Annotated in this window: 20 protein-coding genes; 7 read left to right on the top strand and 13 right to left on the bottom strand. The window is 69.7% G+C overall.

Annotation, left to right across the window (positions count from 1 at the left end):
• Positions 1-9: 9 nt before the first annotated feature.
• Genes F4553_RS28495 through F4553_RS28485 form a run of 3 tightly spaced genes read right to left on the bottom strand, consistent with a single transcriptional unit; the run spans position 10 to position 4,536 of the window.
• Complete coding sequence (locus F4553_RS28495; RefSeq protein WP_184841870.1) at positions 10-2,556, bottom strand: bifunctional acetate--CoA ligase family protein/GNAT family N-acetyltransferase; 2,547 nt, start codon at positions 2,554-2,556, stop codon at positions 10-12.
• Positions 2,557-2,560: 4 nt separating this feature from the next.
• Positions 2,561-3,703 (bottom strand): acetoin utilization protein AcuC, encoded by a 1,143-nt coding sequence (locus F4553_RS28490; protein ID WP_184847027.1) that lies wholly within the window; start codon positions 3,701-3,703, stop codon positions 2,561-2,563.
• A gap of 26 nt (positions 3,704-3,729) precedes the next feature.
• A complete protein-coding gene (locus F4553_RS28485) occupies positions 3,730-4,536 on the bottom strand; it encodes a sulfurtransferase (RefSeq protein ID WP_184841868.1) in 807 nt (268 codons plus the stop codon).
• 301 nt (positions 4,537-4,837) lie between these two features.
• On the opposite strand from F4553_RS28485, the gene F4553_RS28480 reads away from it, so the two are divergent.
• Positions 4,838-5,518: an iron-dependent transcriptional repressor DtxR gene (locus F4553_RS28480; protein ID WP_184841866.1), complete on the top strand. Its 681-nt coding sequence runs from the start codon at positions 4,838-4,840 to the stop codon at positions 5,516-5,518.
• 53 nt (positions 5,519-5,571) lie between these two features.
• Here F4553_RS28480 and F4553_RS28475 read toward each other — a convergent pair whose 3' ends face one another.
• The 4 genes from F4553_RS28475 to F4553_RS28460 all read right to left on the bottom strand — a co-directional run bounded on the left by F4553_RS28475 (position 5,572) and on the right by F4553_RS28460 (position 9,464).
• Positions 5,572-6,126: a hypothetical protein gene (locus tag F4553_RS28475; protein WP_221470519.1), complete on the bottom strand. Its 555-nt coding sequence runs from the start codon at positions 6,124-6,126 to the stop codon at positions 5,572-5,574.
• A gap of 67 nt (positions 6,127-6,193) precedes the next feature.
• The gene (locus tag F4553_RS28470; RefSeq protein WP_184841862.1) at positions 6,194-7,117 is read right to left on the bottom strand and encodes a TIGR03619 family F420-dependent LLM class oxidoreductase; all 924 of its coding nucleotides are present in this window, start codon (positions 7,115-7,117) and stop codon (positions 6,194-6,196) included.
• A 19-nt stretch (positions 7,118-7,136) separates the two neighbouring features.
• Positions 7,137-8,315: an L-2-hydroxyglutarate dehydrogenase gene (gene lhgD, locus F4553_RS28465; protein ID WP_184841860.1), complete on the bottom strand. Its 1,179-nt coding sequence runs from the start codon at positions 8,313-8,315 to the stop codon at positions 7,137-7,139.
• Positions 8,316-8,591: 276 nt separating this feature from the next.
• Positions 8,592-9,464: an EamA family transporter gene (locus F4553_RS28460; RefSeq protein ID WP_184841858.1), complete on the bottom strand. Its 873-nt coding sequence runs from the start codon at positions 9,462-9,464 to the stop codon at positions 8,592-8,594.
• 180 nt (positions 9,465-9,644) lie between these two features.
• Between F4553_RS28460 and F4553_RS28455 the strand changes: the two genes are divergently transcribed.
• The 4 genes from F4553_RS28455 to F4553_RS28440 all read left to right on the top strand — a co-directional run bounded on the left by F4553_RS28455 (position 9,645) and on the right by F4553_RS28440 (position 13,109).
• On the top strand, positions 9,645-10,700 hold the full coding sequence (locus F4553_RS28455; protein WP_184841856.1) for an RNA ligase (ATP): 1,056 nt from the start codon (positions 9,645-9,647) through the stop codon (positions 10,698-10,700).
• 30 nt (positions 10,701-10,730) lie between these two features.
• A complete protein-coding gene (locus tag F4553_RS28450; RefSeq protein WP_221470518.1) occupies positions 10,731-11,696 on the top strand; it encodes a GNAT family N-acetyltransferase in 966 nt (321 codons plus the stop codon).
• A gap of 124 nt (positions 11,697-11,820) precedes the next feature.
• Positions 11,821-12,507 carry an N-acyl homoserine lactonase family protein gene (locus F4553_RS28445; RefSeq protein WP_246467499.1) on the top strand — a complete coding sequence of 229 codons (687 nt, stop codon included), beginning with the start codon at positions 11,821-11,823 and terminating at the stop codon, positions 12,505-12,507.
• A 41-nt stretch (positions 12,508-12,548) separates the two neighbouring features.
• Positions 12,549-13,109 carry a 3'-5' exonuclease gene (locus F4553_RS28440; RefSeq protein ID WP_184841850.1) on the top strand — a complete coding sequence of 187 codons (561 nt, stop codon included), beginning with the start codon at positions 12,549-12,551 and terminating at the stop codon, positions 13,107-13,109.
• Between the two features lie 54 nt (positions 13,110-13,163).
• Here the strand turns inward: F4553_RS28440 and F4553_RS28435 are convergent, their stop codons facing one another.
• Together F4553_RS28435 and nrdR are read right to left on the bottom strand one after the other, a co-directional pair.
• Positions 13,164-15,974 (bottom strand): vitamin B12-dependent ribonucleotide reductase, encoded by a 2,811-nt coding sequence (locus F4553_RS28435; RefSeq protein ID WP_184841848.1) that lies wholly within the window; start codon positions 15,972-15,974, stop codon positions 13,164-13,166.
• A gap of 58 nt (positions 15,975-16,032) precedes the next feature.
• Complete coding sequence (gene nrdR / locus F4553_RS28430) at positions 16,033-16,545, bottom strand: transcriptional regulator NrdR (RefSeq protein WP_184841846.1); 513 nt, start codon at positions 16,543-16,545, stop codon at positions 16,033-16,035.
• A 333-nt stretch (positions 16,546-16,878) separates the two neighbouring features.
• Between nrdR and lexA the strand changes: the two genes are divergently transcribed.
• Positions 16,879-17,580: a transcriptional repressor LexA gene (gene lexA, locus F4553_RS28425; protein ID WP_184841844.1), complete on the top strand. Its 702-nt coding sequence runs from the start codon at positions 16,879-16,881 to the stop codon at positions 17,578-17,580.
• 62 nt (positions 17,581-17,642) lie between these two features.
• Here lexA and F4553_RS28420 read toward each other — a convergent pair whose 3' ends face one another.
• Both F4553_RS28420 and hflX read right to left on the bottom strand, forming a co-directional pair.
• Complete coding sequence (locus F4553_RS28420; protein WP_184841843.1) at positions 17,643-19,148, bottom strand: WD40 repeat domain-containing protein; 1,506 nt, start codon at positions 19,146-19,148, stop codon at positions 17,643-17,645.
• A gap of 55 nt (positions 19,149-19,203) precedes the next feature.
• Positions 19,204-20,628 (bottom strand): GTPase HflX, encoded by a 1,425-nt coding sequence (hflX, locus tag F4553_RS28415; RefSeq protein ID WP_184841841.1) that lies wholly within the window; start codon positions 20,626-20,628, stop codon positions 19,204-19,206.
• A 159-nt stretch (positions 20,629-20,787) separates the two neighbouring features.
• Between hflX and F4553_RS28410 the strand changes: the two genes are divergently transcribed.
• Positions 20,788-22,212: an NAD-dependent malic enzyme gene (locus F4553_RS28410; protein ID WP_184847025.1), complete on the top strand. Its 1,425-nt coding sequence runs from the start codon at positions 20,788-20,790 to the stop codon at positions 22,210-22,212.
• Between the two features lie 607 nt (positions 22,213-22,819).
• Here F4553_RS28410 and dapF read toward each other — a convergent pair.
• Both dapF and miaA read right to left on the bottom strand, forming a co-directional pair.
• Positions 22,820-23,605 carry a diaminopimelate epimerase gene (gene dapF, locus F4553_RS28405; RefSeq protein ID WP_184841838.1) on the bottom strand — a complete coding sequence of 262 codons (786 nt, stop codon included), beginning with the start codon at positions 23,603-23,605 and terminating at the stop codon, positions 22,820-22,822.
• Positions 23,602-24,504, bottom strand: coding sequence for a tRNA (adenosine(37)-N6)-dimethylallyltransferase MiaA (miaA, locus tag F4553_RS28400; RefSeq protein WP_184847023.1), 903 nt, complete (start codon positions 24,502-24,504; stop codon positions 23,602-23,604). The genes dapF and miaA overlap by 4 nt, the downstream gene beginning before the upstream one ends.
• Positions 24,505-24,534 lie beyond the last annotated feature (30 nt).

The following is a 24,534-nucleotide window of genomic DNA, read 5'->3' as shown; positions in this document are numbered from 1 at the left end:
GCGTGCGGGCTAGGCCGGGCGGAGGCGGCGCGGGCCGGTGTCGGGGCGCTGAGCCTGGCTGGTCGCGGGCGTGAACTCCACGTGCAGGACCGAGAAGCCGTCGGGCCTCGCCAGTACCGGATCCAGCACGAGGCGACCCAGCTCCGGGACGTCGTCGGCGAGCTGGGCGACCCGCAGCAGCAGCTGCTCCATCCGGCCGAGGTCCACCTCGGGCGCGCCGCGGTAACCACGCAGCAGCTCGGACCCGCGCGGCGCCCGGACCAGCCCCGACGCGTCGAAATCGGTGAGCGGCACCGCCCGCCAAGCCCGGTCGCCGAAGAGCTCGGCCGCTACGCCGCCCAGCCCGAACCCGATCACCGGTCCGAACGCCGGATCGTCGACGACCTCGACCACGCAGGCCACGCCGGGCGCCACCATCGGCTGCACCAGCACCTCCGCCTCGGCGCCGAAGAGCTCCACCAGTTCGCGATAGGCCCGCGACACGTCGTCGAGCTCCCGCAGGTCGAGCCGCACGGCACCGAGATCGAGCCGGTTGCGGTGCCCGAAGACCTTCATCGCGACCGGCAGCCCCAGCTCGGCCGCGATCTGCTGCGCGTCGTCGGCGGACTCGACGACCACCGACGTCACCACGTCCACGCCATAGGCGGCGAGCGCCCCGACCGGATCACCCCGCCGGATCGCGGCCCGGCCCTTCACCTGCGCCACGTCGAGCACGGGCAGCACACCCAGGGGGGTACGCAGCCAGTCGGCGTACCCGCACACCTTGGCGAGTGCCCGCACCGCCTCCTCGACGGAGCGATAGGCGGGCACACCGGTCGGGGGCGGACCGACCATGAAGGCGGCGACCACGGGTTTCTCCCCGGCTGCCGCGACGCTGGTCAGCGCGGTGGCGAAGTCGGCGAGCCCGGTGTCGTCGGCGCGCACGGCACCGGTCGGCAGCGGCGGGGCGAGCACCACGACGAGCGAATCCGTCTCGGCGTCGGCGAGCATCGCGGCGAGCCGGACGGCGAAGGCGGCGGCACCGACGGCGGTCGAGAGCACCTCCACCTCGGCGGGGACGAGCCCGGCGCCGGTGACGCTCGCGGTCGCCAGGGCTCCCAGGGCCGCCGAGTTGGTGACGATGCCGACCCGTCGCCCGGCGGGCAGCGGCTGCCCGGCAAGGAGGAGCCCGACATCGGCGAGCTCGGCGACGGTGTTGACGGTGATGACACCGGAGTGCGCCACGAGCGCGGCCATCGCCGCCTGGTCGGGACCGTTGCGCAGGCCCGGGCCCCGCGACGGGGCGGCGAGCGCGACGATCGGTTTGGTGCGCCCGACGGTCCGGGCGAGCCGGGAGAATTTGCGGGGGTTGCCGAAGGTCTCCAGGTACATGAGGATCACGTCGGTCGCCGGGTCGTCGCGCCAGAACTGCAGCAGGTCGTTGCCGGAGACGTCGGCCCGGTTGCCGACGGAGACGACGCTCGACAGGCCCAGCCGACGGGCCTGCAGCTCGGCGAGCAGGACCAGGGCGAGCGTGCCCGACTGGGCGAAGCAGGCGACCCGCCCGGGCTCGGGGAGCTGCGGTGACAGGGTCGCGTTGAGGTCCACCGCGCGGTGCGCCACGCCGAGGCTGCCGGGCCCGATCAGGCGCAGCCCGGCCGCGCGCACCTGGCGGACCAGGTCGTCCTGTGCGGCGGCACCGACCGCGCCGACCTCGGCGTATCCGGCCGTGATGACGAGCACGCCGTGGCAGCCGCCCTTCGCCGCGTCGGCGACGACCGCGGGCACACCGGCGACGGGGACGGCGACGATGGCGAGGTCCACCGGGTCGGGGGCGTCGGCCGCCGATCGGAGCACCGGCAGGCCGGCGATCACGGTGGCGCTGGGGTGCACGACGTGCAGGTGGCCGGCGTACCCACCCTCCCGGAGATGGCGCAGGACGGCCGCGCCGGGACCGCGGCCCGTGGCGCTCGCGCCGTAGACGACGATGCCGCGCGGGTGCAGCAGCCGCGCGATCGACGCCGCCTCGGTGCGGTGCTCGCGCTCCTGCTGCACGCCGAGCGAGCGCTCGGTGGGCGCGATGGGGAAGGTCAGGTGCACGACGCCGTCGGCGTATTCCCTGGTCACCTGGTATCCGGCGTCGCTGAAGACGCGGACCATGGTGCCGTTGACCGGCAGCACCTCGGCGACGAAGCGCTTGATCCCGGCGGGCCCCGCTGCTGCGGCGAGGTGCTCCAGCAGCACCGAGCCGATGCCCCGGCCCTGGTGGGCGTCGGCGACGACGAAGGCGACCTCGGCCTCCTCGCTGTCCGGGCCGAGCCGCTCGTAGCGGCCCACCGCGATGATCTCGTCGCCGACCTCGATGATGAGCGCCTCGCGGTCGGCGTGGTCGACGGTGACGAAGCGGTCCAGGTCGCGCTGCGGGATGCGCGGGTAGGGCGAGAAGTAGCGCAGGTAGCGCGTGCGGTCGGAGAAGCGCCCGTGCATCGCCACGATCGCGTCCGCGTCCGACGGCTCGATCTGGCGCATGTGGACAGTCGAACCGTCGGCGAGCAGCACGTCCGCGTCGCGGCCCATCGGGTCAGTCCCTCGGGTCGTGCGGGTCCAGGCCGTGCAGGGGGAAGACCGCCTTGCGTGTCGCCATGATCGCCCGGTCCAGCGGCGTCGTCCCACCGGGCTCCCAGGGGGTGTACGCCGTGAAGCCGTCATCGGTCATCCGCTGCGGCACCACAACACCGGGGCGTCTCGACAGGGCGAGCTTCATCCACTCCGGCGGGATCGGGGTCATCGGGTCCAGCGGCTCGCCCGTGATCGCGGCGAGCAGGTGCGTCCACGTCCGGGGAACGGCCTCGACCAGGGCGTATCCGCCGCCGCCGGAGGCCACCCACTTCCCCTCGCAGAGCTCCGTCGCGAGGTCCCGCAGGGCCAGGTGCGCCGCCCGCTGACCGTCGACGGTGAGCCGCAGGTTGGCGAGGGGATCGAGCCGGTGGCTGTCCGCACCGCACTGGGTGAAGAGCAGCTGTGGTCGAAACGCCCGCAGTACGCTCGGCACCACGGCATGGAAGGCCTGCAGCCAGCCCAGATCATTCGTCCCGGCCGGGAGGGCGATGTTGACCGCCGTGCCCTGCGCGCCCGGACCGCCGACCTCCTCGGCGAAGCCGGTGCCGGGGAAGAGCGAGATCGGCGACTCGTGCAGGCTGATCGTGAGCACCCGGGGGTCGTCCCAGAAGATCTGCTGCACCCCGTCGCCGTGGTGCACGTCGATGTCCACGTAGGCGACCCGCTCGGCACCGGACGCGAGCAGGTCGGCGATCGCGATCGCCGGGTCGTTGTAGACGCAGAATCCCGACGCGCGGGCGGGCATCGCGTGGTGCAGGCCACCGGCGATGTTGACGGCGCGGTCGACCTCGCCGGACCAGACCGCGCGGGTCGCCATCAGCGTCGCGCCGCTGATCAGGGCGCTCACCTCGTGCATGTTGTCGAAGACCGGGTTGTCGGAGGTGTTGAGCCCGTACCCCCGGAAGAACGGATCCTCCGGCGCGGCCCGGACCGCCGCCAGGTAATCGGCGCGGTGGCAGGTGAGCAGCTCCGCGTCGGTGGCCGGGATCGGACCCCGGACCGTCACGCCGGGCCGGTCGAGCACGCCGAACGCCCGGGCGAGCGCGATCGTCAGCTCCAGCCGGACCGGGTCGAGGGGGTGCTCGCCCATGTCGTAGCCGAGCATCGCCTCGTCCCAGAGGACCAGGCTCTTCACGCCGCATCACCGGTCTCGATCGGGCGGGACGGGTCGGTGATCCAGTCGCTCCAGGATCCGACGTAGAGCGCGTCGCCGGTGCGCCCCGCGACGTGCATCGCGAGGATCGTGTGTGCTGCGGTGACGCCGCTGCCGCAGTAGACGGCGGCGGCTCGGGGTGCGATGCCCGCGAAGCGTTCGCGCAGCTCGGTGGCGGCCCGGAAGCGGCCGTCGGCCAGGTTGTCCGCGGTCGGCGCGTTGACGGCGCCGGGGATGTGCCCGGCGACCGGGTCGATGGGCTCGACCTCGCCCCGGTAGCGCTCCGGTGCTCGGACGTCGATCAGGGTGCCGTCGAGCTCCGGCAGATCGTCGGCGACGACCGTGGGCATCCCGCCCGGCACGACGGTGAAGTCGCCGGGGTCCGCCTCGGGCACGTCCTTGGTCACCTCACCCGTCCAGGCCGCGAAGCCGCCGTCGAGGACGCGTACGTCCGGGTGCCCGGCCCAGCGCAGCGTCCACCAGGCCCGGGCGGCCGAGAGCCCGTCGCCGAGGTCGTAGACGACGACGGGCCGGTCGGCACGGACACCGGCCCGGCGCAGCGCCGACTGCAGCTGCGGCACGGCGGGCAGCGGGTGGCGGCCACCGGCGCCGGGCGGCCCGCAGAGGTCGGCGTCGAGATCGACGAAGACCGCGCCCGGGAGGTGCCCGGTGTCGTAGTCGTCGCGTCCCGGCGGGCCCATCAGCCGCCACCGCACGTCGAGCAGGGTCACATCACCATCGTTGAGCAGTGCCGACAGCTCGGCGGGCGTCACCAGAGGACTCACCCGACCATTCTGTCCCACACCCGCAGGAATGCCGACTCGGCCAGGGACGTTACGTCTGCGTCGACCCCGTAAGCTCGTGCTGTCTCGGCAATGGCGAACTCGCTGGCATCGGTGCCTTCGTAACTCCACCGCACGAGCGTCCGAGCCGGCTTCCGGCAGTTCACCGACACTGCCGGGATCAACGCCGCCATTACGATGACACGTTGTCACATTACGTTATCTCAGCTGTGCTCTGCGAGTCCGCGACCGCCGGTCGTAACGGCTAGACTTCATCTCAACCTGCGGAGGGGTTTCTCGCATTATGAACGATTTGGTTGACACCACCGAGATGTATCTACGCACCATCCTCGAGCTTGAGGAGGAGGGCGTGGCACCGCTGCGCGCCCGCATCGCCGAACGCCTGCACCAGAGCGGACCCACCGTCAGCCAGACGGTCGCCAGGATGGAGCGCGACGGCCTGCTCAACGTCGTCGAGGGTGACCGGCACCTGCAGCTGACCGACCTCGGCCGCTCGCACGCGGTCGCCGTCATGCGCAAGCACCGCCTCGCCGAGCTGCTGCTCGTCAACGTGATCGGCATGCCCTACGAGGAGGCCCACGAGGAGGCCTGCCGCTGGGAGCACGTGATGAGCGACGCCGTCGAGAAGAGGGTCTACGAGCTGCTGCACCGGCCCACGCGCTCGCCCTACGGCAACCCGATCCCGGGCCTGGAGGCGCTCGACACCGCGCCGCCGTCGCCGTCGAGCGAGTCCGAGCGCAACCTCGCCTTCCCCGGCCTCGCCGGCTCCGTCGTCGTGCGACGGATCTGCGAGAGCGTCCAGACCGACTCCGATGTGCTCCGCCAGCTCCACGCCGCGGGCGTCGACCCCGGTGCCACCGTCACGGTGGCCCAGGAGCGCGACGGCGTCACCATCGACCTGGCCGGCGAGAGCGTCCGGCTGCCCCGCGAGGTCGCCTCGCGGGTCTTCGTCACCGCACGCTGATCCGGCGTCTTGCGTCGTGGGCGTTCTGGGGCTGTCCCCGGGGCGCCCACGACTCATTTGGCGGCGGGCTTGACCTTGTCGATCTCCTGCGCCAGCACGACGAGGCGCAGGCCCAGCTCACCCGCGCTGGCTCCGCTCGGCACGGTGACCCGCAACCAGAGCAGCCGGGCGTTCGCCGCGAGCCAGCCGACCTCCAGCGCCGGTCCGGTGCCGTCGGCGGCCGGCAGCTCCGCCCGGTAGGCGACCTTGCCGAGCCCCTCCACCACGATCGAGCCCTTCGGCTGAACCTTGGCCTTGAAGACCGCGACATCGGCGATCGACGGCGCGACCGCGAGCGTCACCTCGGGGTAGGGATCATCGGCGGTCCGCGCGACGCAGGTCATCGTCGTGTCCTGCCCGGCCGACGCCGCGACCGCGTAGCGCGCACCCAGCATGTGCTGCAGCAGCTCGAAGTCGAGGAGCTCGCACGCACCACCCGCCTTCGCGGCGGGCTCCAGCGGCGGCTCGGGCACGCTCGCGTCCGCCTGCACATCGCATCCGGCCAACGCGACGACGATCGCCGCCGCGCTCAACCATCGCCGCATCATCTCCGCACCCTCCCCGGTCACGCCAGGGGCCAACCTACGCGCACTGTGGCGACCGTCTCAACTCGGCTCGGGCCTCGGGGTGCGGGCGTCAGAGGCGGATCTCGTGGTTGCCGAACGCGGCGAGGATCTCCTCGGCGACCTCCATCGAGGCGTCCGGATCGGCCTTCGGCGAACCGATGCGCGGGTCGAAGTTGAGATCGAAGAAGAACTCGCTGACACCCAGCCGGGCGATCCGGTGCAGGTCATCATGGATCTCGTCGAGGTTGCCGGTGAAGGGCCGCCGGTCGGTCGCGCCGCCCTGCCGCAGCCGCACCCCGCCCCGGCAGACGAACCGCAGCGCGTCGGGATCCCGCCCGGCCTCGACCGCGGCGGCACGGACCACCGGGATCGCCTCACCGATCGAGGTGAGATCAGCGGAGCTGCCGCTCACCCAGCCCTCGGCCCGGCGTCCGATCCGGCGCAGCACCGACGGCGCCCCACCGCCGAGCAGCAGCGGCATCGGCCGCTGGATCGGCTTGGGCCCGAACGAGCCCTGGGGCACGGTGTAGAAACGGCCGTCGTGCTCGACCGGATCCGGACCGAAGAGGTTGCGCAGGACGGTGAGGTATTCCTCGGCGCGGGCACCGCGATCGGCCATCGAGGCGCCGGTGGCGGTGAACTCGTCGGCCGACCAGCCCACCCCGAGCCCGGTGTCGACCCGGCCGCCCGAGAGCACGTCGAGCGTGGCGAGCTGCTTGGCGAGCACCGTGGGCGCGATGAACGGCAGGTTGATCACCGCGACGCCGAGCCGGATCCGGGTGGTCGCGGCGGCCACGAAGGCGAGCGGCGCCAGCGGGTCCATCACGCTGCGGTAATGGTCGCCCAGCCGCTCGCCCATGCCGTCGCTGGCGAGGATGCGCTGGAAGGTCCAGAGGCTGGCGTAGCCGTGGTCCTCGGCCTTCCAGGCGATGTGCCGCAGGCGATCCGGCGTGGCCCAAGAGCCGGCGACCGGCAGCGCGAACCCGAGCTTCATTCCCGGCAGCCTACCCGCGTCACGAGGGGATCGGCAGGTCGGCAACGATGTGCTTGGCGATCTCCAGGGAACTCGTCGCCGCAGGTGAGGGCGCGTTGAGCACGTGCACCTGGCGACCGGTGCGCACGATCAGGAAGTCGTCGACGAGGCTGCCGTCCGGCTTGATCGCCTGGGCGCGGACCCCGGCACCGCCGGGCTCCAGATCGGCCTGGGTGATCTCGGGCATCAGCTCGGCGACGCTCTCGGCGAAGCGCCGGGCGGAGAGCGACCGGGCCATCTCGGACAGGCCGTACCGCAGGTTGCGCCGGGCGAGCCGCAGCAGGCCGGGATAGGTGGCGGTGGCGGCGAACTCCTTGACGTTGACGTCACGCCACGAATAGCCCTCGCGGGCGAGCGCCAGCACCGCGTTGGGTCCGGCGTGGACACTGCCGTCGATCATCTTGGTGAGGTGCACGCCGAGGAACGGGAAGCGCGGGTCCGGGACGGGGTAGATCAGGCCCTTGACGAGATCCGTCCGGTCGGCGCGGAGCTGGGCGTACTCACCGCGGAACGGCACGATGCGGGCGGGTGGGCGTACCCCCGCGAGAATTGCGATCTTGTCAGCGTAGAGACCGGCGCAATTGATCAGGACGTCGGCCGGGAAGTCGCCGGCGGTGGTCTCCACGACATCGTCCGCGATGCCCGTGACCTTGGCGCCGAGCCGCAGGTCACCGCCGAGCTCGCCGAAGAGCCGGGCGAGCACCGTCGTGACCTGGCCGTAGTCGACGATGCCGGTCGAGGCGACGTGCATCGCCGCGACGCAGGAGACGTGCGGCTCGAACTCCTTCGCCTCGTGGCGGCTGAGCATGCGCACGGGCAGGCCGTTGTCGAGAGCGCGCTGCTGCAGGTCGCGCAGGCGGCCGAGCTGCGACTCGTCGGTGGCGACGATGAGCTTCCCCGTGATCTTGAAGGGAACGGCGTGCTCGGTGCAGAACTCGACCATCGAGGCGGCACCCGCCTTGCACAGCGTCGCCTTGAGGCTGCCGGCCTTGTAGTAGACCCCGGCGTGGATGACGCCCGAGTTGTGGCCGGTCTGGTGCCGGCCGGGGCGGTCCTCCTTCTCCAGGACCGTCACCTGGTCATCCGGGTGGTCGAGCAGGAGCTGGCGGGCGACGGCCAGGCCGACGATCCCACCACCGATGACGACGTATCGAGTCACTGGCGCAGACTAATACGCCGCTCCCAGTTGGTGCATCACGTGAGTCTCAGTAACTAATAACAATCTAGTTACTCTCTTCCCTGGTGAACGGCTCGCGACCGGCTCCTGCCTGCCGGAACTTGACTGTGGAGTGCACTCGAAGGGGGAACGCCCTTTGGGCGGCTCGGGCCCCTGGGCGGGCTGGGTTCCGGTTCCGGCGCAACTCTTCAAGAGTTGGTCCCATGGCCTTGGCGGCCAGAGGACCAACTCTTGAAGAGTTGCGCCTTTGCGGTGCGGCTATTCGCGGGTCAGGAGGGTGACCGCCGCGAGCATCAGGGCCGCACCCACCAGGGACAGCGGGGCCAGGTGCTCGCCCAGGAGGGCTACGGCGATCACCGTGGCCGCCACCGGTTCCACCAGGGTCACCACCGCGGTGACCGTTGCCGGGACGACCGCCAGGCCGGCGAAGAAGAGGCGGTACGCGAGAGCGGTGGGCACGGCACCGAGGTAGATCAGCCAGCCGGTCGTGGAGCCCAGGCCGGCCAGGTGCGGCAGCAGGCCCTCGACCAGGGCCAGGGGCAGGACGCAGATCGCCGCCACGACGAAAGCCGCCGCCGTGCCGTTGGCGAGGTCGCCGCCGACCCTGCGGCCGTAGACGGTGACCATGGCGTACCCGGCCGCGGAGGTGAGGGCCAGAACCACGCCGAGTGCCGGGTTGGCACCGACCCCGGCGGGGGCCCCCACCAGCAGGATCAGGCCGACCACCGAACCGCCGACGGCGAGCAGCTTGCGGGTCGTGAGGGACTCGGCGAGGAACCACCGTGCCGAGACCGCCACGAGTACCGGTCCCGCGCCCAACGTGACGACGGTGGCTATGGCGAGGCCGACGTGCGCGATCGCGCCGTAGTAGGCGGTCTGATAGACCGCCAGACCGATTCCGAGCACGATCGTGCTGGTCAGCCTCGTGTCGTCACGCTGTCCGCCGGCGATTCTCGCCACGATCAGCAGGACGGTGATGCCGAGGACCAGGCGCCAGAACGACACCGCCACGGGGCCCAGGCCGCTGGTGCGGTAGAGGACGGCGGCGACGGCGCCGCCCGTACCCCACGCGGTTGCCGCGGCCGCGACAAAGAACAGACCGCGCCCGTACGGCGCAGCTTCACCCTTCATTGTTATCTCTCCATAGTGGAAGCCGACATGTCCGCAGGTCATGCGGGCAACGACGACCTCACCACCGGGCTCAGCCAGGCAGTGGAGAGTGCGCAGACGCCGCCCGCGTCAGCGGGCTGGTGGCGGAAGGATCAGATAACGCATGGCAGGAAGACTACGGCAGCCTCTAGGGTCTCCCGCATGTCCACCCTCAAGGTCACTGCGGAACGCCTGGTCATCCACCCCCACCACAACGCGGACGCCCTGGAACTCGCCCAGGTCGGACTCTTCCGCGCAGTCGTGGCGAAGGGAGCCTTCCAGACCGGCGACCACGCGATCTACATCCCGGAGGGCGCGGTGCTGCCCGAGGCGCTCATCGAGGAGCTGGGGCTCACCGGCAAGCTCGCCGGACCGGCACACGACCGGGTCAAGGCGGTCCGCCTGCGCGGCGAGCTCTCCCAGGGCATCGTCTGCCGACCGGCGGAGCTCGCCGAGCTGGACCTCGCCGAGGTCGAGCCCGGCACCGACTTCGCGGAGCGCCTCGGCATCACCAAGTGGGTGCCACCGATCCCGGTGCACATGTCCGGCGACATCACGCCCGCACCCGAGCTGCTGCCATGGGTCGAGGTCGAGAACATCAAGCGCTACCCCGACATCTTCACCGCGGGTGAGCCGGTCATCGCCACGGAGAAGATCCACGGTACGGCGTGCCTGCTCACCTATGTCGTCGAGACCGGCGAGGTCTTCGTGTCGTCGAAGGGCTTCGGCAAGCAGCACCTCGCGATCAAGGAGGCGGCGACCAACCTCTACTGGCGGGCGATCGTCGCGCACAAGGTGGCCGTCATCGCCGCCGAGCTGGCATCGTCGCTGGGCGCGACCCGGATCGGCGTCTTCGGCGAGGTCTACGGCCAGGGCGTGCAGGACCTCGCTTACGGCGCCGACGCTTCGCGGTCCGAACCCGGCTATGCGGCGTTCGACATCGCAGCCGAGATCGACGGCGAGGTGCGCTGGCTCTCGCCCGACGGGACCGGCCTGCCGAGCGCGCCAGTGCTTTACACCGGCCCCTACGACGAGGCGCTGCTCATCGAGCTCGCCGGTGGTGTCGAAACGGTCTCGGGGCGCGGCACGCACATCCGCGAGGGTGTCGTGGTCCGCTCGGCGACGGAGCGCTACAGCCCGGTGCTCGGCGGGCGCGCCATCGGCAAGTTCGTCTCCGACGCCTACCTGACCCGCAAGGGCGGCACCGAGTACGAGTGACGTGCCACCATTCCGGGTATGGCTCCGACGATGACACACACCTGGGACGGATTGCCGATCGCCGAGGACTCACCACGCGGGTCCTCGGTGGTCGTCCGGCGTGCCGACGGCGCGTTCCTGGTGCTGCACCGGGCCGTCCAGGGCGCTGCCTACGAGGGCGACTGGGCGTGGACGCCGCCGTCGGGCGCGCGCTTCCCCGGCGAGCCGGTCCTCGTCGGCGCGGAACGCGAGCTCCTGGAGGAGGCCGGCCTGCGCGACCTGGAGATCCTGCCGGTCGACATCTCCGGCGGGTGGGCGCTCTTCACCGCCGACGTCCCGTTCGACACCCCGGTCACCCTCGACCACGAACATGATCGGTACGAGTGGCTGCCGCTCGACGACGCCGTCGCCCGATGCGCCCCGGCCACCGTGTCGGAGAACCTGACCCGGGCAGCGGCGATCCCCTCGGAGCAGCTCTCGTTTCGACCGCTGACCAGGGACGACCTGCCCTCGCTGGTGGCCTGGCGGCAGGCACCGCACGCTCGGCAGTGGTTCCCGCGACAGCTCGACCTGGCGGCCGCGACGCAACGGTACGGTCCACGGATCGACGACGGGCACCACGTGCGGATGGATGTCGTGCTCGTCGACGGGGTGCCGAGCGGATACATGCAGCGTTACCGGGTCGGTGACGAGCCGTTCTTCGCGGCGGCCACGGGGATGCCCGAGGCGATCGGCATCGATTACCTGCTCGGCGTGGGCGCGGGGCGAGGGCTCGGTGCGCGGATGATCTGGACCTATCTGCGGGACGTGGTGCTGCCGTCGGCACCGGGGGTCTCGTCGGTCATCGCCAGCCCCGAACCGGCGAATGTGGCGTCGCTGCGGGCGCTGGAGAAGGCGGGCTTTCGGCGTACCGGCGAGATTGCGATGGAGCGCGGCCCGGAGGTGCTCTGCGTGCTGGATGTGGCGCGGGTCTTCGGGGTTCGGCCCGCTCCGGCCGGCGGGCCCGGCGAGCTGTAATGCGCGCGCCGCGCTTTGCTCTGCTTACACCTGCGCATCACCGGGAATGTCCGGACAGTTCGGGTGATGCGCAGGTGTAAGCAGAGCAAAGCGCTGTGCAAAGCATCGTGCGACGATGCACGGCATGAACGGCATCAGGCGGCTCGACTACGGCTACTTCGTGCGACCGGCGAGCGAGACCGGCGGGCCGGAGCCGCGTGTCGAGCCGGTGCTCGGCTACCTGGTCCGGCGTCCCGAAGGGTTGATCCTCTTCGACACCGGGATGGGGAGCGAGCCGAGCGTCGACGAGCACTACCGGCCCCGGCGACGGACCCTCGACGCGGCGCTCGCGACCGCCGGGATCGAGCGGGCCGAGATCGCCGCGATCGTCAACTGCCACCTGCACTTCGATCACTGCGGCGGCAATCCGAGCTTCGCCGGTAAGCCGATCTTCACCCAGGCGACGGAGCTGGCGACGGCTCGGCGGGGCGATTACACGCTGGATGAGCTGGTCGACTTCGCGGGGGCGACCTATGAGGTGCTCGACGGCGAGGCCGAAATCTGGCCGGGAGTCTGGATCATCCCGACGCCGGGACACACCGACGGGCACCAGTCGCTCGCCGTGGTGCAGCCCGACGGGACCGTTGTCCTCGCTGGTCAGGCTCATGATTTCGCGTTCCAGTACGGCAGCGGCCAGCTGGCTCGACTCGCCACATCGGACGGTGTCGGGCAGCCGCTGCCGGACTATCGGCCGTGGATGGAGCGGCTGGCGGCCTTCGATCCTCGGCGGGTGCTCTTCGCCCACGACCTCTCCGTCTGGGAGCCGGCGTAATCCGGGTGCGTTGAATCGATCCGCTCCGTAGCGTCACCGGCGTGGAAGAGTTCGGACGGCTGCTCAACGTCATCGACGTCGAGGCCACCTGCTGGAAAGACATGCCGCCGCCCGGCTCCGTGAACGAGATCATCGAGATCGGCGTCTGCGTCGTCGACACGGTCGCGTGGGAGCGGGTGCTCAAGCGCAGCATCATGGTGCGGCCGCAGCGCTCCACCGTCAGCGCGTTCTGCACCGAGCTGACCGGGATCACCCAGGCTCAGGTCGACGCCGGGATCAGCTTTGCCGATGCCTGCGGCGTGCTGCGGGACGAGCTGCACTCCGACTCGCGGGCGTGGGCGAGCTGGGGCGATTACGACCGCAAGCAGTTCGAGCGGCAGTGCTCGGCGGGCCGGGTGGCCTATCCGTTCAGCGCTCGGCACACCAACGCCAAGGTGCCGTTCACGGCGGCGTTCGAGCTGCGGAAACGGCCGGGGATGGCGCAGGCGTTGGAGGTGGCGGGCCTGCCCTTGGAAGGGCGCCACCACAGTGGCGCCGACGATGCGTGGAACATCGGGGCGCTCATCATCGAGCTGGCCCGGCGCGACCACCCGATCGGTTAGCAGGACGGGCCGACCGCGAAATGTTCTTCGCCGTCGGCCCGCCCAGAGGAGAGGTCAGCTGCAGCCGCTGGTCGAGCCGCAGCCCTCGCAGACATAGCAGCTGCCCGCAGGCCGCATCTTGGTCCCGCAGGTGAAGCAGAGCGGCGCGTCGGCCGCCTTGCCCATCACGGCCTCCAGCAGCTCGGTCGACGAACCGACCCGCTGCGGCACCACCGGAAGCTGCTTGGCCGCAGGCTCCGGCGTCGTCGGGACATATTCGACGCCCTCCTCCTCGGCGCGGAGCTGGGCTGCCCGCTCGGAGGCGGTGAAGATGCCGATCTCGGCCCGCCGCTCATAGGGCAGGTAGTCCAGTGCCAGCCGGCGGAAGATGTAATCCATCACCGAGTTGGCGATCCGGATGTCCGGGTCGTCGGTCATGCCCGCCGGCTCGAAGCGCATGTTGGTGAACTTCCCGACAAAAGTCTCCAGGGGTACGCCGTACTGCAGCCCGATCGAGATGGCCACCGAGAACGCGTCCATGACCCCGGCGAGCGTGGACCCCTGCTTCGACATCTTGAGGAAGATCTCCCCCAGGCCGTCATCCGGGTAGGACGACGTCGTCAGGTAACCATCGGCGTCACCGACGCTGAAGGAGACCGTCTGGCCGGGGCGCTTCTTCGGCAGGCGCTTGCGGACCGGCCTGTACTCCACCACCTTCTCGACGATCTTCTCGGCGAGGGCGGTCGCAGCGGCGTTCTCCGACGGGGTCTTGGCGATCGAGAGCGGCTGGCCGACCTTGCAGTTGTCGCGGTAGATCGCGAGGGCCTTGATCCCCAGCTTCCAGCCCTCGAAGTAGATCCGCTCGATGTCCTCGATCGTCGCCGACTCCGGCAGGTTGACCGTCTTGGAGATCGCGCCGCTGATCGCGGGCTGGACGGCGGCCATCATCAGCACGTGACCCATGGCGGAGATCGACCGGTCGCCCATGGCGCAGTCGAAGACCGGGTAGTGCTCGGTCTTCAGGCCCGGGGCGTCGACGACATGGCCGTTGGCGACGATGTGCTCGATGATCACCTCGACCTGCTCGTCGTGGTAGCCGAGGTTGCGCAGGGCGCGCGGCACGGTCTGGTTGACGATCTGCATCGAGCCGCCGCCGACGAGCTTCTTGAACTTGACCAGCGCCAGGTCGGGCTCGACGCCCGTCGTGTCGCAGTCCATCATGAAGCCGATGGTGCCGGTCGGGGCGAGCACGCTGGCCTGGGCGTTGCGCCAGCCGGCCTTCTCGCCCAGCGCGTTGCCGGTCTTCCACTGCTTGGCGGCCGCCTTGACGACGGCTGCGGCCACGGGACCGTGCGGCTGGATGTCGTCGCATGCCGAAGCGTGCTTGCGCATGACCCGCTGGTGCGCGTCGGCGTTGCGGGCGTAGCCGTCGTAGGCGCCGACCACCGACGCGAGCTCGGCCGAGCGCCGGTACGCCGTACCCGTCATCAGGGTGGTGATCGCCGCGGCGAGCGAGCGTCCGGCCTCGGAGTCGTAGGGCATGCCGCTCGCCATCAGCAGCGCACCGAGGTTGGCGTAGCCGATGCCGAGCTGGCGGTAGGCGCGCGTGTTGTCGGTGATCTTCTGCGTCGGGAAGTCGGCGAAGCAGATCGAGATGTCCATCGCGGTGATGACGAGCTCGACCGACTTGACGAACTGGCTGATCTCGAAGGATCCGTCGTCGGCGAGGAACTTCATCAGGTTGAGCGAGGCGAGGTTGCAGGACGAGTCGTCGATCGACATGTACTCCGAGCAGGGGTTGCTCGCCGTGATCCGGCCGGTCTCGGGGTTGGTGTGCCAGTCGTTGATCGTGTCGTCGTACTGGATGCCGGGGTCGGCGCACTCCCACGCGGCCTTGGCGATCTTGCGGAAGAGCTCCTTGGCGTCGACCGTGTCGACGACGCTGCCGTCGAGGCGCCCGAGCAGGTTGAACTTCTCCCCGGCCTCGACGGCACGCATGAACTCGTCGTTGACCCGGACCGAGTTGTTGGCGTTCTGGTACTGAACGCTGACGATGTCCTTGCCGCCGAGGTCCATGTCGAAACCGGCGTCGCGCAGGGCGCGGATCTTGTCTTCCTCGCGGGCCTTCGTCGAGATGAACTCCTCGATGTCGGGGTGGTCCACGTCGAGGATGACCATCTTCGCGGCGCGCCGGGTGGCGCCGCCGCTCTTGATGGTGCCGGCGCTCGCGTCGGCGCCGCGCATGAAGCTGACCGGGCCGGAGGCGGTGCCGCCGGAGGAGAGCAGCTCGCGGCTGGCCCGGATGCGGGAGAGGTTGATGCCGGAGCCGGAACCGCCCTTGAAGATCAGCCCCTCCTCCTTGTACCAATCCATGATCGAGTCGACCGAGTCGTCCACGGAGAGGATGAAGCAGGCGCTGACCTGCTGCGGACTCGTCGTCCCGACGTTGAACCAGACCGGCGAGTTGAAGCTGAAGACCTGGTGCAGCAGCATCCAGGCGAGCTCGTGCTCGAAGATCTCGGCGTCGTCGGCGGTCGCGAAGTAGCCGTGCTTCTCCCCCGCCGCCCGGTAGGTCTTGACGACCCGGTCGATGAGCTCGCGCAGGCTCCACTCGCGCTCCGGAGTGCCGAGCGCGCCGCGGAAATACTTCGAGGTCACGATGTTGGTGGCGTTGACGCTCCAGAAGCTGGGGAACTCCACTCCGCGCTGGTCGAAGTTGACCGAGCCGTCGCGCCAGTTGGTCATCACCACGTCGCGGCGTTCCCAGGCGACCTCGTCATACGGGTGGACACCGTCGGTGGTCCAGACCCGCTCGATGTGCAGGCCGCCATCCTTGGCCCCGCTGCGCGTCCGCCCCCGGCTCGCGGTCGTACCTGTTCCGGACATAGTGAACCCCTCCATCAACGCGTATAACAGAAAGCTTTATGGATCTATTTCGCCTGATTCAGGCGGTACGCGAACCGGCGGGTTCTCCGCCGCCGACCTCATCGCGCCCGCTCGCCGCCGCCCTGCTCGCCGCTGCCCGCAGGGTGGCGATCTCCTTCTCGAAGTCGTCGAGCGACTCGAAGTCGCGGTAGACGCTGGCGAAGCGCAGGTAAGCGACCTCGTCGAGCTCCCGCAGGGGCTGAAGGATGGCCAGCCCGACCTCCTGGGACGGGACCTCGGCCTTACCCTGGGCCCGGACCGCCTCCTCGACACGCTGTGCCAGCAGGGCGATCGAGTCATCGTCGACCGGCCGTCCCTGGCACGCCTTGCGCACACCGTTCACGATCTTGGTGCGGCTGAACGGCTCGGTGACGCCGCTGCGCTTCACCACGGCAAGCACAGCTTCCTCGACCGTCGTGAACCGCTTGCCGCACTCCGGGCAGTGCCGTCGGCGGCGGATGAGCTGACCGTCGTCGGCCTCACGGGAGTCGACGACACGCGAATCCGGATGCCGGCAGTAAGGGCAACGCACGCGCGCCTCCTCCCCCCGGGATGGTGGTTACCCACAGCGAGCCAACAAACACAATCTATAGATGTGTTTGGCGCGTGGACCACAAGATGTTGGGTTCAAACTTAAGCCTCGCGAGCGCCTGAAGCAAGTTGGCGGAAGACTTCGGCCGGCGTGTCGTGTAACTCAACCGCTGCGGAGCGACTCGGTCACGGTGGGTCCATTAACAGAACACCCGTACTACTGTCCAGGATGACACGCGTCGTACAACTGTTTGAAAGTAATGCGATAACGCGATACCGTCATCAGCGACAAACGTCGCGGAGAAATGGCGCCATAGGGCACGGGAGGACGCACATGTCGGCCAAAGAGAAGCCGCCTGCAGGACGCGCGGTCACTTCGGTCGCGGGCAACCTCGAGGACCTGCCGGCCGCCAATGCGCTGACCGCACGTCAGCGACGCATCCTGCAGACGATCAAGTCATGGATGGAGCACAAGGGCTACCCGCCCACCGTGCGCGAGATCGGTGACGCGGTCGGCCTGGTCAGCCCGTCGAGCGTGGCCTATCAACTCAAGGAGCTCGAGCGCAAGGGCTACCTGCGCCGCGACCCGCACCGCCCGCGCGCCGTGGATGTGCGCCCGCCCAACGACGACAACGAGTTCGCCCTCCGCGCCGCCCGCCCGATGCCGGCCTATGTGCCGCTCATCGGTCGGATCGCCGCCGGTGGGCCGATCCTCGCCGAGGAGTCGATCGAGGAGGTCTTCCCGCTGCCGCGCGAGCTGGTCGGCGAGGGCGAGCTCTTCCTGCTCCAGGTCAAGGGTGACTCGATGATCGAGGCCGCGATCTGCGACGGCGACTTCGTCGCGGTGCGGCAGCAGCCCAACGCCGAGACCGGGGACATCGTCGCCGCGATGATCGACGGCGAGGCGACGGTGAAGACCTACCGCAAGCGCGACGGCAAGGTGCTGCTGATGCCGCGCAATGCCGCCTACGAGCCGATCGACGGCGACAACGCCACGATCCTCGGCAAGGTCGTCGCCGTCATGCGCCGCGTTTAACACCAGACATACGGAGAGCGGGGCGGCCCTGAAGGGCCGCCCCGCTCTCCGTATGTGCTTGCTCAGTAACCGCCGCCCTGCTGCGGGGGGTAACCACCCGGCTGGGGCGGGTAGCCGCCCGGCTGCTGCGGCGGGTAACCGCCCGGCTGCTGCGGCGGGTAGCCACCGGGCTGCTGGGGCGGGTAGCCACCCTGGTCGGGGTAACCGCCACCCTGCGGCGGGGCACCCTGCGGGTAGGGCTGCTGGTAGCCGGCGCCCTGGTGCTCGGGGTAACCGCCATAGCTGCCGTAACCGCCATAGCCCTGGCTGTAGCCGGAGACCGGGGCGAGAACCGTCGTCGCCGAGTTGTCACCGGAGACCGGGCTGAGGTCGTCGTAGTCGAAATCGTCCTCGACCGCTGCCTTCTTCGCCGCGGCCGCCTTCTTCGCGGCCTTGGCCCGCTTCTTCTTGCCCTTGATCATGCCGAAGATCCCGATGACGACCAGCAGCGCGCCGAAGCCGCCGACACCGCCGAGCAGGCCGTAGGTCTGGTTGAGCGACAGCCCGCTGGCGAACTCCACCAGCCACGACTTGTCCGACTTCTTCGCGTCGGGGGCGTTGGCGGGTGCGACATACTCCTCGACCACCGGGGTGTAGCTCTGCAGGATCGGCTTGACCTTGCTGCCGACGAGCTTGCTGGTGATCGTGCCGTGCGACGCGCTGATCAGCAACGACCCGTCAGCCGAGTAGGTGATCGCCTCGCTCGGTGACTCGTCGGTGAGCGGGGTGACGCGCGCCTTGCCCTTGGTGAGGGCCTCGACGACGTTGCCGTCCTTGACGTCCCACTCGAAGGCGTCGGCATAGGTCCGCAGGGCGACCTTGGTGCCGTCGGGCGAGCTCGCGGCGCCGACGACGGCGAAGCGGCCCACCGGACCGAAGATGTTGACCGTGTAGGTCTTCGGCAGCGTGACCGTGCCGACCTTGGCGAGCTCCACCGTCTTGCCCGCCACGAGCGGCGTGCCCGGCGAGTAGAGGTTGGCCGTGCCGTTGCCCTCTTTGGTGATCACGATCGGGGTGCCGTCACCCGACATGAGCAGCGCTTTCGCGTCGTGCTTGCCGTCGGGGTAGCTCATCCGGTGGATCACCGGCGCGCTGGAGAGGTCGGCCGGCACCTTCCACAGGGCGATGTTGTTGCGGTCCTTCTTCTCGTCGCCGATGTCGGCGAGCCAGAGGAACCCGTCCTTGCCCCGCGCGATGTCCTGCGGGTCCAGCGGGTTGCTCGGATAGGACTTCGCCTTGCCCAGCTTGCAGGCGGCGGACATCGCGTAGACCTGCAGGTGCGACTCGGGCGCACCTTCGTAGGCGCCGTTGACCACGACATAACCGGCCGAGGTGGCGACGATGCCGGTGATCTCGGTCAGCTTCGTGTCGGCCACCGTGCAGACCTTCTTGCCCGGGGTCACCGGCCCAGCCCCTGGTCCGGGCACGCCGGAGGCACTGGGACTAGGGGTGGGAGCAGCCAGCGCGGGGTTGCCGAGCACCAGAAGTATGGCCCCCACCGCGATGACCGAGAATGTCACTCGCCGCATCGGGCAAGTTTGCCATGCTCGGCCGCCGCGATGGGGACCAGGAATATCTCGATGACTAAGCGTCGATGACGCGGTCGCTCTCGGTAATCACAAATTCGCTCAATTGGGCTGCGAACTCCTCGCTGACCCGCACCAGGACCACTGTGCCGCCGCCCTCGTGTGACGTATTCAGCACCTCACCCCACTTGTGCAGGCGGGCGACGAGGTCGCCCCGGTCGTACGGCAGGCGTACCAGCAGCTCGATTCTCGGCCGCGGCAAGCGCGACTCGATCGTGGCCTGGAGTTCCGGCATGCCCGCGCCCGAATGCGCCGAGACGAAGACCGCCTCGGGCCAGGTGCGCTTGAGCCGGACCAGGATCTCCTCGTCGGCGACGTCGATCTTGTTGATCACCAGCAGCTCGGGCAGCTTGTCGGCGCCGACCTCGGCCAGCACTTCACGAACCGCCCGGACCTGGCCCTCCGGATCCGGGTGCGCACCGTCGACGACGTGCACGACCAGGTCCGCGTCGGCGACCTCCTCCAGCGTCGAGCGGAACGCCTCGACGAGCTGGTGGGGCAGGTGCCGGACGAATCCGACCGTGTCCGAGAGGGTGTAGATCCGCCCGTCCGAGGTCGTGGTCCGCCGCGTCGTCGTGTCCAGGGTCGCGAAGAGCGCGTCCTCGACCAGCACGCCCGCACCGGTGAGCCGGTTGAGCACGCTGGACTTGCCGGCGTTGGTGTAACCGGCGATCGCGACCGTCGGCACCTCGTTCTTCCGGCGGGTCGCCTTCTTCGTGTCGCGCATCACCTTCATGCCGCTGAGCTCGCCCTTGAGCTTGGAGATCCGGGTGCGGATGCGCCGCCGATCGGTCTCCAGCTTGGTCTCACCCGGGCCGCGCAGGCCCACGCCGCCACCGGCACCGCCGCCACGCCCGGAACCACCGGACTGGCGAGACAGCGCCTCACCCCAACCGCGCAGGCGTGGCAGCAAATACTGCAGCTGAGCCAGCTCGACCTGCGCCTTGCCCTCCTTGCTCTTGGCGTGCTGGGCGAAGATGTCCAGGATCAGCGCGGTCCGGTCGATGACCTTGACCTTGATCTGCTGCTCCAGCGCCCGCAGCTGCGAGGGGGAGAGCTCTCCGTCGCAGATCACGGTGTCGGCGCCGGTCTCCTCCACCACGGCCTTGACCTCGTCGACCTTGCCGCGGCCGATGAAGGTCGCCGCGTCCGGAGCGCCCCGGCGCCGCTGGATCAGACCCTCCAGGACCAGCGAACCGGCCGTCTCGGCGAGCAGGGCCAGCTCGGTCAGCGAATTGTCAGCATCGATGGCGGTGCCCTCGGTCCAGACCCCGACCAACACCACACGCTCCAGCCGCAGCTGGCGGTATTCAACCTCGGTGACGTCGGTGAGCTCGGTGGAGAGTCCCGCCACCCGCCGCAGGGAGCGCCGCTCCTCGAGGTCGAACTCTCCGGCGGTCGTCTCTACCTCTGTATCGAACAAAAGTCTCAAGCCTCCTTCTCTCCATTGATCGTGACACGTGTCGGAGCAGTACGCACCCGGATATGCGTGCCGTAACCACTCGATCAACGACCTGGCGCGCACCCCGCGGAACGGGTCGGTGAGAATGGCGAGGTACACACCGCCGTGTTGGGAAGGTTCATCGTGGCCAGCCGCCTGCCGAGTGCCGGTTTCTCGATCACTGTCCGGGTCTCCGTGACCGCCGACCCCTATGCGATCGGGCGCCTCACCACCGCCGTCGGCGAGGCCGGAGCCATCGTGACCGCGCTCGACGTCGTCGACTCCGACCACGTTCGCGTCGTCGCCGACATCACCGCCGACACCGCCGACGCGGGCCACGCCGACCAGGTCGTCGCCGCGCTGCGTGAGCTGGAGGGCGTCGAGGTCCGCAAGGTCTCCGACCGCACCTTCCTCCTGCACCTCGGCGGCAAGATCGAGGTCACGCCGAAGGTGTCGCTGCGCAACCGCGATGAGCTCTCCCGGGCGTACACCCCGGGGGTTGCGCGGGTGTGCCTCGCGATCGCCGAGAACCCCGCCGACGCCCGGCGCCTGACGATCAAGCGCAACACCGTCGCGGTCGTCACCGACGGCTCCGCGGTGCTGGGGCTGGGCAACATCGGACCCTATGCCGCGATGCCGGTGATGGAGGGCAAGGCCGCGCTCTTCAAGCGCTTCGCCGGCGTCGACGCCTGGCCGGTGGTCCTCGACACCCAGGACACCGAGGAGATCATCAAGATCGTCAAGGCGATCGCACCGGCCTACGGCGGCATCAACCTCGAGGACATCGCCGCGCCGCGCTGCTTCGAGATCGAGGAGCGGCTGCGCGGGATGCTCGACATCCCCGTCTTCCACGACGACCAGCACGGCACCGCCATCTGCGTCCTCGCCGCCCTCACCAACGCACTGCGCGTCGTGGGCAAGCAGATCTCCGACGTCACGGTGGTCGTCTCCGGAGCAGGCGCGGCGGGTACGGCGATCATGAAGCTCCTGCTGCGCCAGGGCGTCGGCGACGTGATCGCCTATGACCGCAACGGCGCCCTGCACCGGGGCATGCCGGGGCTGAACACGTCGCACCAGTGGCTGGTGGAGAACACCAACAGGGCCAACTACTCCGGTGACCTGCCGGGAGCAATCAAGGGCGCCGACGTGTTCATCGGCGTCAGCGCGCCCAACCTGCTCGTGGGGGCGGACATCGCGCAGATGGCGGAGAAGGCGATCGTGTTCGCGCTGGCGAACCCGGATCCGGAGGTCGACCCCCGGGAAGCCCGGCAGTACGCGGCCGTGGTGGCCACCGGGCGGTCCGACCAGCCCAATCAGATCAACAATGTGCTCGCGTTCCCGGGCGTCTTCCGGGGGTTGCTGGACGCGGGGGCCTCGCAGTTCACCGAGGAGATGGCGTTGGCTGCGGCTCAGGCCATCGCCGACGTGGTGGGGGCCGAGAAGGTCAACGCTTCGGTGATCGTGCCTTCGGTGTTCGACCCCAAGGTGGCGCCTGCCGTGGCTGCCGCGGTGGCTGCTGTCGCCAAGGCTGCTGGGGCGCCTCGGTTGGATTCTTCTGCTTCCTAGTTTGGTCGCGGCCTGGGCTTTCGGGCGGGGAATGACCCGCTCTGGGCGGTCAGGCTTGATCCCGACGCGGGTCATTCCCCGCCCGAAAGCCTGTCTGGGGCACCGAGGCGGGGTGTTAGACCGCTTGACGGTGATCCTTATGCGTTGATCACCCGGTTGTCGGGGTGGCAGACCTGATCGCGTCACCCGGATACGTCTTGGTCATCGACATTCGGCACGTCCGGCGCGCGGGGATCGCGACCGCGAGCCCGCATTCGCGCGGGGACGTGTGTCGCTTGCTCGCGCTGGGGTGGTCTTGGTCGAGTGATCACACCGATTTCCCTGAAGAAGGTGCGATCTTGGGGCTTGATCACACCTTCTTGGCCGAAGATGGTGCGATCTTGCGGGTGCTCCGCTTGGGGTGACTGCATTTGCCGAGTGCGAGGCGCACGTCGCTCCGCTCAGTGATCAGACGGGCCGTGGGGTGGATGCGGTTCGGGGGGCGCGCGTCGCTTCGCTCGCGCTGGGGTGATCTTGGCTGGGTGATCGCACCGATTTCCCTCAAGAAGGTGCGATCAAGCCCCAAGATCACACCTTCTTGCCCGAAGGTGGTGCGATCTTGCGGTGGTCAGAGGGTGATCTCGCCGGTGAACGTCAGGACTGCCGGGCCCGTCAACCAGCAGGTGGACTCGTCGATCGTGATCGTGAGGCGTCCGCCGGGTACGTCGACCTTGACGGTGCCGGTGTGCAGGCCCGCCTCGGCGAGAGCTGCGGCGCCGACCGCGCAGGCGCCCGTGCCGCAGGAGAGGGTCTCGCCGGAGCCGCGCTCGATGACCCGCATCCGGCGGTAGGCGGACGGCTCGCCCAGGGCCACATCGGGCTGGCAGAACTCGAGGTTGACGCCGTGCGGGAAGAGCGCCCGGTCGTAGTCGAACGGGGCGGAGAGGTCGAGCTTCGCGACATCGGTGACGCTGCAGACGAGGTGGGGGTTGCCCATCGAGATCGCGCGGCCGGTGTAGTCGGCGCCGCCGAGGGTGGCGGCGGAGTGGCCCAGGTGGCGCGCTGGACCCATGTCGATGCGGATCTGATCGCCGTCGAAGTGGGCGGTCTTGACGCCGTCGCGGGTGTCGATGGCGACCGAGTCGCCTTCGACGCGGCCGGTCGACTCCAGGTACCGGGCGAAGACGCGGATCCCGTTGCCGCACATCTCGGAGAGCGAGCCGTCGGAGTTCCAGTAGTCCATGAACCAGGAGGCGGCGGGACCGGTGCTCGGCAGGACCCGCAGGACGCCGTCGCCGCCGATGCCGAAGCGCCGATCGCAGAGGCGGGCGACGAGATCCGCGGTGAGCTCGACGGACGGGTCGTCGAGGATGACGAAGTCGTTGCCCGTGCCGTGGCCCTTGACGAACCTCATGCTCGCTCCCCGATCAGGCTGAGTACGGCCGGGACCAGATCGTCGGCGGCTCCGTCCGTCCAGATTACCGAGGGGTCCCGGCGGAACCAGGACCGCTGCCGCCGGACGAATCGACGGGTCCCGGTGACGGTCGAGGCGAAGGCCTCCTCCTCGGTGCAGGTGCCGTCGAGGAAGGCGAGAACCTGCTGATAGCCGAGGGCGCGGCTGGCGGTGATCCCCTCGGCCAGGCCGAGCGGCAGCAGCGAGCGCACCTCGTCGACGAGCCCGCGGTCCCACATGTCGCGGACCCTCGTCTCGACCCGGGCGTCGAGATCGGTGCGGTCGACGGCGAGTTGCAGGGTGTCATAGACCGGGCGGGGATCGGGCAGGGCCGCCGTGAACGGCTTCCCCGTGATCTGGATCACTTCGAGGGCACGGACCAGTCGGCGGCCGTTGCTGGCGAGGATCTGCTCGGCGGCGAGCGGGTCGAGGGTGGTCAGCCGCGCGTGCAGCGCCAGCGGTCCGTGCTCGGCGAGTTCGGCTTCCAGCGCTGCGCGTACCCCCGGATCGGTTCCTGGGAACTCGAAATCCTCGAGGACCGCGCGGTGATAGAGCCCCGATCCGCCGACGAGCAGCGGGAGCTTGCCGCGCGCCGCGACCTCGTCGATCGCGGCGCGGGCGAGGGCCTGGAACTCCGCGACCGTCGCGGTCCTGGTGACCGGCCAGATGTCGAGGAGGTGGTGGGGCACACCGTCTCGCTCGTCCGCGGAGAGCTTCGCGGTGCCTATATCCATGCCCCGGTACAGTTGCATAGAATCGCAGTTGATCACTTCGCCGTCGAGGGCGTGGGCCAGGGCGATCGCCAACGCCGACTTGCCGGCTGCGGTCGGACCGACGACCGCGATCACCCGAGTTGTCATCACGTGAACAAAAGTAATCGGATCGTGGCT

This window comes from Allocatelliglobosispora scoriae, from assembly GCF_014204945.1.
GTDB lineage: Bacteria > Actinomycetota > Actinomycetes > Mycobacteriales > Micromonosporaceae > Allocatelliglobosispora > Allocatelliglobosispora scoriae.
The sequence above is the reverse complement of the archived record's forward strand: the minus strand, read 5'-3'. Positions and strand labels throughout refer to the sequence as shown.